Source organism: Cellulophaga sp. HaHaR_3_176, assembly GCF_019021925.1.
GTDB lineage: Bacteria > Bacteroidota > Bacteroidia > Flavobacteriales > Flavobacteriaceae > Cellulophaga.
In genome coordinates this window covers 1,284,596-1,297,789 of the sequence record NZ_CP058990.1, presented here as the reverse complement: position 1 = coordinate 1,297,789, position 13,194 = coordinate 1,284,596, and the positions used below count along the sequence as shown (strand labels likewise).

General features: G+C 29.9%; 12 protein-coding genes. 9 read left to right on the top strand and 3 right to left on the bottom strand.

Translation table 11 applies throughout. The annotated features are described in order from the left end of the window. The first annotated feature begins 2 nt into the window (after nt 1-2). The 8 genes from H0I23_RS05475 to H0I23_RS05440 all read left to right on the top strand — a co-directional run bounded on the left by H0I23_RS05475 (nt 3) and on the right by H0I23_RS05440 (nt 6,930). Nucleotides 3-1,277 carry an amidohydrolase gene (locus H0I23_RS05475; RefSeq protein WP_216785450.1) on the top strand — a complete coding sequence of 425 codons (1,275 nt, stop codon included), beginning with the start codon at nt 3-5 and terminating at the stop codon, nt 1,275-1,277. A gap of 26 nt (nt 1,278-1,303) precedes the next feature. Next, the gene (locus tag H0I23_RS05470; RefSeq protein WP_216785449.1) at nt 1,304-2,866 is read left to right on the top strand and encodes an FMN-binding glutamate synthase family protein; all 1,563 of its coding nucleotides are present in this window, start codon (nt 1,304-1,306) and stop codon (nt 2,864-2,866) included. A gap of 26 nt (nt 2,867-2,892) precedes the next feature. Next, the gene (locus H0I23_RS05465; protein WP_216785448.1) at nt 2,893-3,663 is read left to right on the top strand and encodes a hypothetical protein; all 771 of its coding nucleotides are present in this window, start codon (nt 2,893-2,895) and stop codon (nt 3,661-3,663) included. A gap of 154 nt (nt 3,664-3,817) precedes the next feature. Next, entirely contained in the window at nt 3,818-4,510 is a 693-nt protein-coding gene (locus H0I23_RS05460; protein WP_216785447.1) for a hypothetical protein, read from the top strand. Next, nucleotides 4,507-5,274 carry a hypothetical protein gene (locus tag H0I23_RS05455; protein WP_216785446.1) on the top strand — a complete coding sequence of 256 codons (768 nt, stop codon included), beginning with the start codon at nt 4,507-4,509 and terminating at the stop codon, nt 5,272-5,274. Before H0I23_RS05460 ends, H0I23_RS05455 begins: the two co-directional genes overlap by 4 nt. Before the next feature lie 14 nt (nt 5,275-5,288). Then, the gene (locus H0I23_RS05450; RefSeq protein ID WP_216785445.1) at nt 5,289-5,963 is read left to right on the top strand and encodes a hypothetical protein; all 675 of its coding nucleotides are present in this window, start codon (nt 5,289-5,291) and stop codon (nt 5,961-5,963) included. Between the two features lie 51 nt (nt 5,964-6,014). Beyond that, a complete protein-coding gene (locus H0I23_RS05445) occupies nt 6,015-6,341 on the top strand; it encodes a hypothetical protein (RefSeq protein ID WP_216785444.1) in 327 nt (108 codons plus the stop codon). A gap of 70 nt (nt 6,342-6,411) precedes the next feature. Further along, the gene (locus tag H0I23_RS05440) at nt 6,412-6,930 is read left to right on the top strand and encodes a hypothetical protein (RefSeq protein WP_216785443.1); all 519 of its coding nucleotides are present in this window, start codon (nt 6,412-6,414) and stop codon (nt 6,928-6,930) included. A 2-nt stretch (nt 6,931-6,932) separates the two neighbouring features. Here H0I23_RS05440 and H0I23_RS05435 read toward each other — a convergent pair whose 3' ends face one another. From H0I23_RS05435 to H0I23_RS05425, 3 genes are read right to left on the bottom strand one after another with little or no spacing between them, the layout of a single operon-like run. After that, nucleotides 6,933-7,823, bottom strand: coding sequence for a patatin family protein (locus H0I23_RS05435; RefSeq protein WP_216785442.1), 891 nt, complete (start codon nt 7,821-7,823; stop codon nt 6,933-6,935). Between the two features lie 21 nt (nt 7,824-7,844). Beyond that, on the bottom strand, nt 7,845-8,750 hold the full coding sequence (locus H0I23_RS05430; RefSeq protein WP_216785441.1) for a patatin family protein: 906 nt from the start codon (nt 8,748-8,750) through the stop codon (nt 7,845-7,847). 4 nt (nt 8,751-8,754) lie between these two features. Continuing rightward, entirely contained in the window at nt 8,755-10,839 is a 2,085-nt protein-coding gene (locus H0I23_RS05425; protein ID WP_216785440.1) for a M1 family metallopeptidase, read from the bottom strand. 80 nt (nt 10,840-10,919) lie between these two features. On the opposite strand from H0I23_RS05425, the gene recG reads away from it, so the two are divergent. Further along, entirely contained in the window at nt 10,920-13,025 is a 2,106-nt protein-coding gene (recG, locus tag H0I23_RS05420) for an ATP-dependent DNA helicase RecG (protein ID WP_216785439.1), read from the top strand. Nucleotides 13,026-13,194 lie beyond the last annotated feature (169 nt).

The window sequence follows — 13,194 nt, the reverse complement described above, 5'->3', positions numbered from 1 at the left end:
ATATGAAAAAAATAATACTCAAAGGGTTTCTACTTTTCGGGTTTTGTGCATTTGCACAAAATTCTATTCCAGAAAAAGATTTTGAATCGATAGAAAGCAAAGTAATTGAATGGAGAAGAGATTTTCACCAAAATCCAGAATTATCGAATAGAGAATTTAAAACTGCTGAAAAAATTGCAAAACACTTAAAATCCTTAGGAATAAAAGTTGAAACAGGTGTTGCTAAAACGGGTGTTGTTGGTATTTTAAAAGGAAACAAACCTGGGAAGGTTATCGCACTACGTGCCGATATTGATGCGTTACCTGTAACAGAAAGAAATGATTTATTATTTAAGTCGAATGTAAAAGCAGATTTTTTAGGTGTAGAAACTGGTGTTATGCATGCTTGCGGACATGATACACACACTGCTATTTTAATGGGTGTTGCTGAAATTTTATCTAAAAATAAAGATCAAATAAAGGGTACTATTAAATTTATTTTTCAGCCAGCAGAAGAAGGCCCACCTCCAGGTGAAGAAGGTGGTGCTAAATTAATGATTAAAGAAAATGTTTTAGAAAACCCTAAGGTAGATGCTATTTTTGGGCTTCATATAAATTCAGCAACACCTGTAGGCGTTATTCGTTATAAAACAGGTGGTATAATGGCTGCTGTAGAACGCTTTGTAATAAACGTAAAAGGTAAACAAACACATGGCTCACAACCATGGTCAGGCGTTGACCCTATTTTAATAAGTGCTAAAATTATTGATGGTTTACAGACTATAATTAGTAGAGAATCTAATTTAACAGAAGAAGCAGCAGTAATTACGGTTGGAAAAATTACAAGCGGTGTTCGTTTTAATATAATTCCTGAAAGTGCTGAACTTATAGGAACAATTCGAACATTAAACCCTGAAATGCGTGAGCTTATTTTACGCAGAATGAAAGAAATTACAGAAACCATAGCTAAAGCCTATGGGGGTGAAGCTACATTTTCAGTAGAAAGTTTTACCGCTATAACTAATAATGACACTGATTTAGTAAATCAAATGTTACCAACAATGCAACGTGTTGCGGGATCTGAAAATGTAAAAATTACAAAAGCAACGACAGGTGGTGAAGATTTTTCTTATTTTCAAGAAAAAATTCCTGGTTTTTATTTCTTTTTAGGAGGAATGACACCTGGCAACGAAACATCATTTCCGCATCATACTCCTGATTTTAAGATAGATGAAAGTGGTTTACTTTTAGGTGTAAAAACACTTACTGAAATGAGTTTAGATTATTTAAATAAATAATACATTTGAACAAAATTTAAAAGTAAATGATAGATTTTATAACTAGTATTTCATGGTGGGTTTGGCTTCTAATTATAATAGTAATAGTTGCCATTAGAGATATATTTTTTCAACGCTCACATACTATTTCACACAACTTCCCTATTGTAGGTCATTTTAGGTATTGGCTAGAAAGTATAGGGCCTGAAATGCGTCAATATTTTGTAGCAAATAATAGAGAGGAACTTCCTTTTAATAGAATAGAAAGAGGTTGGATTTATGCTTCTGCAAAGAAAGAAAATAATTACGAAGGATTTGGTACTGACAGAGATATTTATGCACATCATCATATTTTTGTAAAAAACCAAATGATGGCGTATGAAGTGCCTGCGGAACATCCAAATCAAATAGATACTAGTTTTGTGCCTTGTGCTAAAGTTATGGGTGCTTATAATAAGCGTAGAAAATTATACCGACCAAAGTCTGTAATAAATGTTTCTGCGATGAGTTTTGGCTCATTATCGGCTGCAGCAGTAGAATCTTTAAATAAAGGTGTTGCTAAATCTGATGCTTACCATAATACAGGTGAAGGTGGTTTGTCTCCTTATCATAAACAAGGTGGCGATGTAGTATTTCATTTTGGAACTGGCTACTTTGGTGTTCGTTCTGATGAAGGAAGCTTATCTATCGAAAAACTTAAAGCATTAGTAGAAAACAACCCATGTATTAAAGCTATTGAAATTAAACTTTCACAAGGGGCAAAACCAGGGAAAGGTGGTGTTTTACCAGGTGCAAAAATCACACCTGAACTAGCTGAAATTAGAGGCGTAGAAGTTGGAAAGGATGTACTTTCTCCAGCTACTCATAAAGCTTTTAAAACAATTCCTGAATTGCTTCAACTAATTGAAAAAATAGCAGAAGAAACAGGACTACCAGTTGGTATTAAAGGTGCTATTGGTAAAATTGACCAATGGGAACAACTAGCAGATTTAATGTTAAAAACAGGTAAAGGCCCTGATTTTATAACTGTAGATGGTGGTGAAGGTGGTACCGGTGCTGCTCCGCCAAGTTTTGCAGATCATGTTTCTTTACCATGGGTCTACGGGTTTTCTAGTTTATATAAAGTATTTTTAAATAGAGAACTTACAGATCGTATTGTATTTATTGGAAGTGGTAAATTAGGTTTTCCAGCAAAAGCAGCTATGGCATTTGCTATGGGTGTTGATTGTATAAATGTAGCTCGTGAAGCTATGATGAGTATTGGTTGTATTCAAGCACAAGTTTGCCACACCAACCGCTGCCCTACTGGTATTGCTACTCAAAATAAATGGTTGCAAAATGGAATTGATGTTCCATTAAAATCAGATCGTTTAGCGCAATACTTTAAATCATTTAGAAAAGAATTTTTAGAAATTACACATGCAGCTGGTTATGAACATCCTTGTCAATTTCATATGGAAGATATACAAGTAAATGTAGATGACACTGATATGAATAGAGATTTACGTTCAGCTTATAAATATCAAAAAACACCCGTTCCTTTTAACGGTATGCAAGAATTATACGATTGTATTTTTTTAGGAGGAAAATCGGTAATTACCAATAAATAAGTATCAAATTATAATTTATTAAAATAATGATTAAAAATTTCACCCTTTTAGTAGTTTTCATGTTGAGCATAGTAACAATGCAAGCACAGAAAAAAAGTGATTTAATATTAGAAATAGACAATTTAAAAACACAAATTTCTGAAACAGAAAGTGAATTAGCTATTTCTAGGAAAAAAGAGATTGTTAGTAAAACAGAGTCGGAATCTTATAAAGCACAAGCTGATGAGTTATTAGAAACAAATAAATCGTTAATGCAAAACATCAATAGTTTCACAAAAGCATCGATTGAAAAATCTGAAAATATTGGTAAAACTTTAGCTTCTCTTCAATCTAAAGAAGCTCAATTAAAGCAAATTACTGATGCTTTTAGTACTCACGATTCTATTGCGTTATTGGTACTAACAGATTTTAAAAAATCATTAGGCGAAAATAGCTCTATAAATGTAGCTAGCGGTGCTGTAATCGTTTCTTTAAATGAAGCCATCAGAACTGGATTAACTACTAAGGACGCTACTGCTGAAGCTTATTTAGGTAAAATAGCTACTGTTTTAAACTTGCATTCAAATACAAATATTACTGTTGAAGCAGTTACGAATACTGGTGAGTTTGATATGGCATTAATACAAGCATCTAGTATTGCTAATATGTTACAAAAAAACTTTTCTGTTGCTGCAACCAGAATTTCTGCATCAGCTAAAGATGGAGGTTTTTCTGAAGGTTTAAATATCAAAGTATCTCCTGAATTTGATACTTTTTACTTTGGTTTACGAGAACAAATAAAAGCTGCTAATAAATAAGAGTTTATTATACATTATATATAGATTTGCTTTCCAAAATATTTTATAATATAGAAAAAGCTACTCAAATAGAGTAGCTTTTTTATTTTTAAAAAAGAGTTAATTTGATAAATATTATGTTTTCGCTAAATTAACTAACTATTAACATTTTTAGATGTCTGATATTTTAATCATCATTCTTTTTTTAGTTTTTTATTTCTCACCCATATTTTATCAATTAGTAATTGTGGTTAAAGAAAATAAAAGAGGAAATAAAGTGCCTTTAAAAAAATTGAAAAAGTTTTTAAAATATAGTTTATTAGTTTTAACACCTTTCGTTATAGCGTTTGTAATATTAATTAATGTAAATTTTTTAGACTACGAAAAACCAATAACCTACGATAAAGTTGAAGAAATAACCTTTAAGAATTTTCGCGGCTTAGAGTTTTTTAAAAAAACTCTTTACGGCAATAATCGTTTTGCATATGTATATGTTACTCTAGAAAGCAAAATAGATAATGATGGAGTTATGGTTACCTCTCTTTTTCATCCATCTAGATCATTCGTATACAATTCTCATTCAAATAGTAAAGAACTATTAACTCATGAATTATATCATTTTAAGATTACAGAATTATATGCACGAAAAATAAAAAAAGCTATTTCAAAATTAAAAAATCCTACTGATACAGAAGTTAGAGCTACAATAATTAAAAATAAAAAGCTAGAAAGAAAATTTCAAAAGCAGTATGATTATGATACTTTTCATAGTTATGTTTTCGGTGAACAAAAGAAATATGAGAAAACTGTCGATAGTTTATTAAATTTACTATCTAAATACAAAGAACCAAGAATCAAACTAAAATGAATAAACCAAACGTAATATTACTTTTTATTTTTACCCTACTAATATTGAGTTGTAAAGAAGAAAAACATTCATTTCCTACAGAGAAACGATTTTGGAATATAAACGATTATAAATCTGCTAGTTTAGAATTAAATTATGGATATGAAGATGATGAAAAGCTTCCTTCTTTTGATGACCCAGAAACTAATATTATTGTAAAAAAACTAGTAGATCATGAAAATTATAAGGTTGTACTTGATGATAATGAATTAGGTCTAAAACATAGAAACCAAGAAGCTGAAGCATTTTTTTCTCAATGGAAAGATATGATCAATATCTATCAAGGAATGGATCTTAAGGACAATTATATTTATGATAAAGAAAATATAGCGGTTTATGAGTTTGGTTTAGGATTACAGTTAAGATATTTTAAGTTAGGTAATGATGAATTAATTGAATTGGTAGATGACCCTAATTCTTTATCGACATTAAATAGGATCAATTCAAATGTTCAAACATTAATTGAAAACTTCAATAACTATTTAGATAAAATTAATGAAGAAAAATCTTATAGCGATGAAGGTATAACAATGATAGCAAAAGGAATTGGAACCTATTTTACTCAATTAGTTAATTTATACCCTGATGCTAATTATAGTAATATGAGTAAAAAAATTGAATTAATGTCTGATAAAAGTAACTCAGAAGAAATTAAAAAAGCTTTAGATAATCTTAAAAATTTGATTGAATCAAAAAACATAAAAAATAATATATCTGAAGAATAATCGACCTGTAAATCATGATTGAAGACTTACCGATATGGATAGATATTCTTTTTATATTGACGTTTTTAGGTACTATAGTTATATTCTATTTTTCAAATAACAAACCAAAATTAGTAACCTTATTGATTCTAATTTGGTCAGGCATTCATTGTATACTAGCTTACAATGACTTTTATAAAAATACATTAGCTTTTCCCTCAAGATTCACTTTAATACTACTTCCCTCTTTAATAACCATAGTTTATGGAGCTACATCAAAACGTAAGCAGTGGATGCTTGATAATAGAAATATAGCCATAAGCACATTTTTACATACAATTAGAATACCGGTTGAAATCGTTCTTCTATTCTTATTTATACATAAGATGGTACCAGAGTTAATGACTTTTGAAGATAGAAATTTTGATATTTTAGCCGGGTTAACAGCACCTATAGTTGCGTTTCTGTTTATAAAAAGAATAATAAGTAAGAAAGCGCTACTCATTTGGAATGTAATAGGTTTATGTTTGGTCTTGTTTATTCTTATTAACGGAATATTATCATCAGAACTTCCATTTCAACAGTTTGGTTTTGAGCAACCTAATAGAGCAATAACATATTTTCCATATATTCTTTTACCAGCAACAATAGTACCTTTAGTAATTTATACACACATTACTGACATTATAAAACTGAAGAATGATTTATAATCAAAAATTGTGATTACTTTCGCACGAAATATTGAAACACGATTCACAATTATGACTCAGCAAGAATTTTTAGAGAAAAATGTATTTTTAGATTTCAAAAATTTAAATGAAAATTTTGAAGAAAATCAACTTCATTATTTCTCTGAAGAAGATTTTGAAAAAGTTTTAGAGAAAGCAGAATATTTCGGATTGACTATTTATACTATGGATACCATTGTAGATGGTGTTTCTAATTTTAGTATGGATCATACTAGATTTCATAAAAAAGCTACAGATCCAAAATGGTATAAAAAAGCTTTTCTTACATACAAGAATCGTGAAAAAGGACTTATTTATACTGCTACTTACAAAGTTTCTCCAAAACTTTTAGCTAGATAATTTTTAGTTGAATACTATTTTAAAAAATACATCGTTTTTAAATTTAGTAACCAAATAAACCTAGATTAAAATGAATGGAGATCAAATTCTACAAGCTTTCGCCTTTTTATTACCTTCAGTTGTTACTGGAGTTGTAGCTTTCTACTTTTTTAGATTGCATACGAATAATGAAGAAGGTCGTAGAAGATATCTATTACAAAAAGATACTCAAAAACATACTTTACCTGTGCGTTTACAAGCATATGAAAGAATGGCACTCTTTTTAGAACGTATTTCTATACCTAGTTTGGTAGTACGAGTTGCTCCCGTATCACAACATAAAAATGATTATGAAGCGCTTTTAATACGAAGTATTGAAACTGAGTTTGAGCATAACTTATCACAACAAGTTTATATTACTGATGATTGTTGGAACATTATAAAGGCTGCAAAAAGTGCAACAATACAATCTATAAGAAAAGCTGCTTTAAGTGATTCTGAATCGTCTGATAAATTAAGAGAAGATATTTTGAATGATACTATGGATAAAGCTTCACCTTCATCAACAGCTTTAGCTTTTGTTAAGAAAGAAATTAGTTCTCTTTGGTAATTTTATTCTGATTTATTAAACTTTTCTTCAGCGTAACTAAAACCTTGTAACCACCACTCATGCATTAGTTTTTTATTAAAAACTAGAGAGTTTTCTGTTAGTCTTGTTGGTGTATAGTATAAATTGAGCTTTACATTATTATGCTTAGCGGCTAATACCCCTTCAGATACATCGTGATATTCTATTTGATCTAAAACAAAACCATAAATACTAAGCATTAAAGAAAAAGGGTTTTTACCCAATACTTTATTTTGATTTAAATTTTCAGATTCTAAAATAATAGCATCAATTTCTGTTGCACCACGACGAATTGCCTCTCTAATAGGTACAACACAACCTAATCCACCATCGCCATATTCGTAACCGTCTTTTTTAACTAAAGACATAAACGGAATATAGTTACAAGAAATCCAGATCCAATCACAAAACTCATCGTAATTAAACTCATCAAGAGCCTTATATTCTACTCTGTTTTTTGATAAATTAGAAACCGTTACAATAACAGATTTATTGGAGTTTTTTATAAGTTCAAACTCTTCTTTTGAAAAATTTTTACGAATAGTTTTTCGTAAAGCACCACTTTCTCCAAATGTTCGTTTTCTTTTCAGAAACTGTAAAAAAGTAGTTAAGAAATTGATAGTAACATATTCCCTACCTTCTTTTTTTCTAACAACAAAAGGATTTAAACTAAAAATAGAAAGTTGATTTACATTGGTATAAATATCATACAGTTTACCAACATTATTTAATGACAACTGAGGAATAAGAAGGCTTCCAGTAGAAGTTCCTAAAAAAAGATCATATTCCTTTTTTTCAATTTCCATTAAATATTGAGCTACTCCACCAGCAAATGCTCCTTTACTGCCTCCGCCACTTATTACTAATGCTTTCAATTTTAAAATCAGTTTATTTGGTTATTTAACTTCTATCTGGTTACTCTCAGTACTTTTAAACTTAGCATAGTTAAAACCACTTTGCCACCAGATTTTCATCTTTTCTTTGTCAAAAATAAGCGAATTAGTGGTTAAAACTGTGGGTGTGTAGTAAAAATTGATAATTGCTTTATTATGGTTTGCCACAAACTTACCTATTCGTATGTTTTGGTGCTCAATACGATCTAGCATAAAAGCAAACATATTCGTTAATAAAGAGAATACATTTTTAGAAGGCATTCTATTAATATGAGTAATTTCAGTTTGTAAAATAATAGCATCTATAGTAGTAGCACCTCTTTTAATAGCCTCTTCAATAGGCACCATACTACCTAAACCACCATCAGCATATTCACAACCATCTTTTTTTGCAAGACTCATAAAAGGTGTATAATTACACGAGATCCATATCCACTCACAAAACTCATCATACGTAAAATCATTTATAGATTTATACTCTACTTGATTTAAGGAAAGATTAGAAACGGTTACCACAATATCTTTAGGACCGTTTTTCAATTCATTAAATTCATCAATTGTAACAGATTTTTTAATTAATTTTAAAAGATTATGGCTTTCACCAAACGTTTTGCTTCCTTTATAAAAATTTTTTAAAACATTAAAATGATGTATTCCAATTGTTTCTACACCATGTTTTTTATGAGAAACAAAAGGACAATTACTGAAAATATTATTTTGGTTTACCGAAGTATAAATTTCCTTTATCTTTTCAATTTTCTGAAGAGCTAGGTGTGATATTAAAAGACTCCCTGTAGATGTACCAATAAACAAATCGTACTTTAAATGCTCATTCTCCATCAAAAATTGAGCAACACCGCCTGCAAAAGCTCCTTTACTACCTCCACCAGAAATCACTAATGCTCTCATAATATTACAATTGACTCTTAATATACTCCATTTCTTCCTTATTTAACTGTTCAGCTAATGCAGAAAATCTATTTTTATAATCTTCATCTTTCAATAATTCTTTAACTAAATTTCTAGCAAATTTTTTAAACTGCCAGCTATGGTGTTCCGTTGCATTTGCAAGGTTTATAAGGCTAGTATCTGTTAATCCAAAAGTTTGCTGTAAATATTGAAAAGCAGCTTGTCTAATTTCTGTATTATATTTAGGGTCAGTATAACTTTCTAATTCATCAAAATATTCTTTAGTTTTTAAACTATTATAATCTTCAGTAATTAAAGCCAATGCTAACCAAAGTAAACGTATGTTTTTATTAGGTAAGCCTATAACATCTTTTGTAGTATTTAAATATGTTTTTCGCTGTTCCGGATTAGCTGCCCATAATTTATACAAAGCGTTCTCAACTGTAATATAGCTTTCGTCATTGAGCAATGATTTAAAGTCCGTTTGAAAATTTTCAGGAATTTCATCTACTGCAATAGCAATAGCTTGCCTTACTAATACATCGTTTGAAGCAAATACACTCTTTAATATCTCGTCAGATAATAATTCTTTAGGAGTGTTTAAAATAATATTCTTTTTTAGATAAATAGATTTTGACGTTTTAAACGTAGAAGTAATTATTTGTTTTTTTACAGCTACATCATCCAATTTTCTTAACTCATTTTTAAGTTCGAAGCCCGTAGCTAAACTTTCCGATTTATTAATAAGGTATTCTGCAACAACTTTTATAGGGAATTTTGTTCCTGTAATCCATTCCGCTTCAAAATCTTTTAATGACTTACCACTTGCCACTTCCATTACATCTAAAAAATTACGGATGGTAACATTCTTGTATTTATATTTATCCAAATAAGTTTTGATTCCCGTATTAAAAGCTTCCTCTCCTATTTCATTTTTAAGCATCACAAGAGCCCAAGCTCCTTTCTCATAAAACGTAAGGCTACTAGCTTTATCATCTCTTAAAGCTTCTCCATTGTTATTCTGAAACGCTTTTATTAAACTTTCTGCTGAATCAAATAATTTCCAATAAAAATACTCATCTCCAAAAATCTCTTTCTCTGCTAATAAAGCATAATATGTCGCAAAACCTTCATGTAACCAGTGGCTATTTCCATCAACTTCTGTAACTAAATTTCCAAACCATTGGTGTGCCAGCTCATGCGCATTTACATTAACATAATTTTTATCAATAAAAGCTGTCGAATCAATAAAGTACGCATCTGAAAATATAGTAGCACTTGTATTTTCCATACCTGCATATAAAAAATCTTTCACGGGTATTTGCTTGTAATTTTGCCAAGGATATGCTACTCCTATTTCATTTTCTAAAAAATCAAATATCTGTTTTGAATATCGATACGTAGGCTCCACTTTAGAGCTATCATTTGGGTAATAATAAAGATCAATTGGTACTCCGCTTAAACTTGTTATTTGTTTGCTGGTATATTTTCCGATTGCAAAAGCTAATAAATAGCTACTCATAGGTTTTTCCATATCAAAAAACCAAGTAATTTTTTCGTTTAACTCTTTCTTCTGTTTTAATTTTCCATTAGCTACTACAGCATACTCCTTATCGAAAGTGATGCTCAGGTCAAACTCTACTTTTTCATTCATATCATCAAAACTAGGTAACCAATAGCTAGTATATTTTCCTTGGCCTTGTGTCCATATTTGATCAATCGTAGAATTATTATTTACATCAATAAAATAAACTGTTTGTTTCGGTTTAACACTGTAATTTACTGACAATTTATTTTTTACTGATTTTTTAAATTTTTTATGAATGATTATAAAATCATCTTCAATATTAAATTTAACTTTTTTATTATTCAGCGTAACAGAAGTAAAATTCATCTTTTTAGCATCTAAAAAAATAGTGTCTACTTCTTGTAAAACATCAAATTCATAAACAACTTTTCCCTTAACTTCTTTTTCCTTTGTAGCTATATGAATAGAGATATCTGCTTTTTTAAAATCAATTTTTTCTTGTACTTGACTAAAAGAATTAAAATGTAAAAGGAATATAAAAGTTATAATAATTATGCGCATATTTTTGTAAATCTCAAAATCAATACCAAAATAAGCAATTTGATTTTTGTTCCTTTGTAAGTAACTACTATTTTAGTCGAATGAATGCAAATTATTTACAAACTCCCATAGCATATTTAAAAGGTGTTGGCCCAAATAGGGCTAATTCTTTGCAGTCGGAGTTGGGCATTCATACCTATCAAGATCTTATAAATCTTTTTCCAAATAGATATATTGATAAAACTCAATATTATAAAATAAATCAACTACAACGTAATTCTTCTGATGTTCAAGTTATTGGTCGGTTAATTCATTTAAAAACAGTTGAACAGAAAAATGGAAAACGTTTAGTAGCAACTTTTAAAGATGAAACAGGCCAAATGGAACTGGTTTGGTTTAGAGGTCAAAAATGGATTCGTGAAAATTTAAAAATTAATACACCATATGTAGTTTTCGGAAAGACAAATTACTACAATGGTAATTTTTCTATGCCTCACCCTGAAATGGAGTTGCTTGCAGAGCATCAACAAGGTTTAAAAGTAGGTATGCAACCTGTTTATCCGTCGACAGAAAAACTTACAAATAAAGGTATTAGTAACCGAGTAATAAATAAGTTAATACAGCAATTATTTGTTGATATAAAAGGGAAGTTTACTGAAGCCTTATCTCCTAAAATTATTGAAGAACTGAGTTTACTTTCTAAAAGTGAAGCGATGTTTAATATTCACTTCCCTAAAAACCAAGAGCTTCTTGCTAAATCTCAATTTAGATTAAAATTTGAAGAACTTTTTTATATTCAACTTCAATTAATTGCCAAAAATATGCTGCACAAGCAGCGCATAAAAGGTTTTTCTTTTGATAAAGTGGGCATACTATTTAACGAGTTTTATACAAACCACCTCCCTTTTGAACTTACCAACGCTCAAAAAAGAGTTTTAAAAGAAATTAGGTTTGATTTAGGCAGCAATGCTCAGATGAATAGGCTTTTACAAGGTGATGTTGGTTCTGGTAAAACCATTGTAGCTTTAATGACAATGCTTTTAGCTATTGATAATGGTTTTCAAGCTTGCTTAATGGCCCCTACTGAAATATTAGCGAATCAACATTTTGTTGGCATTCAAGAATTGTTAGATAAAATGGATATTAATATTGCCATATTAACAGGTTCTGTAAAAAAATCTGCCCGAAAAATTATACATGAACAATTAGAAAGTGGAGAACTTGATATTTTAATTGGTACGCATGCACTGCTTGAAGATAAGGTGATTTATAAAAATTTAGGTATAGCTATTGTAGATGAACAACATAGATTTGGAGTAGCACAACGTTCTAAATTATGGCATAAAAATACTATACCACCACACGTTTTAGTAATGACTGCCACTCCAATTCCTAGAACATTGGCAATGAGTTTGTATGGCGATTTAGATATCTCGATAATAGATGAGTTACCACCAGGCAGAAAACCCATAAAAACAGTCCACAGATACGATTCTAACCGTTTAAAAGTATTTCAATTTATTAGAGATGAAATAGCAAAAGGACGACAAATTTATGTTGTTTACCCTCTAATACAAGAATCAGAAGTATTAGACTATAAAGATTTAATGGATGGTTATGAGAGTATCGCAAGAGACTTTCAGCAGCCAGAATATCAAATATCAATTGTTCACGGGCAAATGAAACCTGATGATAAAGAGTTTGAAATGCAACGTTTTGTAAAAGGTGAAACACAAATTATGGTTGCTACAACTGTAATTGAAGTTGGAGTAAACGTACCTAACGCATCTGTGATGATTATAGAAAGTGCTGAACGATTCGGACTTTCTCAATTACACCAATTACGCGGCCGTGTAGGGCGAGGAGCCGATCAGAGTTTCTGTATCTTAATGACAAGTCATAAACTATCTACAGAAGCTAAAACAAGATTAGAAACTATGGTCAGAACCAATGATGGTTTTGAAATAGCTGAAGTAGATTTAAAGCTTCGTGGCCCGGGAGATTTAATGGGAACGCAACAAAGTGGTATGCTAAATTTAAAAATAGCTGATATTGTAAAGGATAACGATATATTAAAAACAGCACGATATTATGCTTTACAATTACTAAAAGATGACCCGACTTTAAAAAAAGATGAAAATGCGCCTATTAATTACACTTATGCACAGCTCATAAAGCATAAAAATATTTGGAAATATATTAGTTAGAATCTTGACTTTTTAAATACCTTCATATACCAGGTTTAGTCTTAAATATTAAAGTTTTAATTTTAAACTTTACAAATATTTTTTTTAGATTTTTAAAAAAATACCTAGTTATTTCATTCATTAAACATTAAGTAGAATAAATTCTAAAATATGTTTAATTAAATAGCTT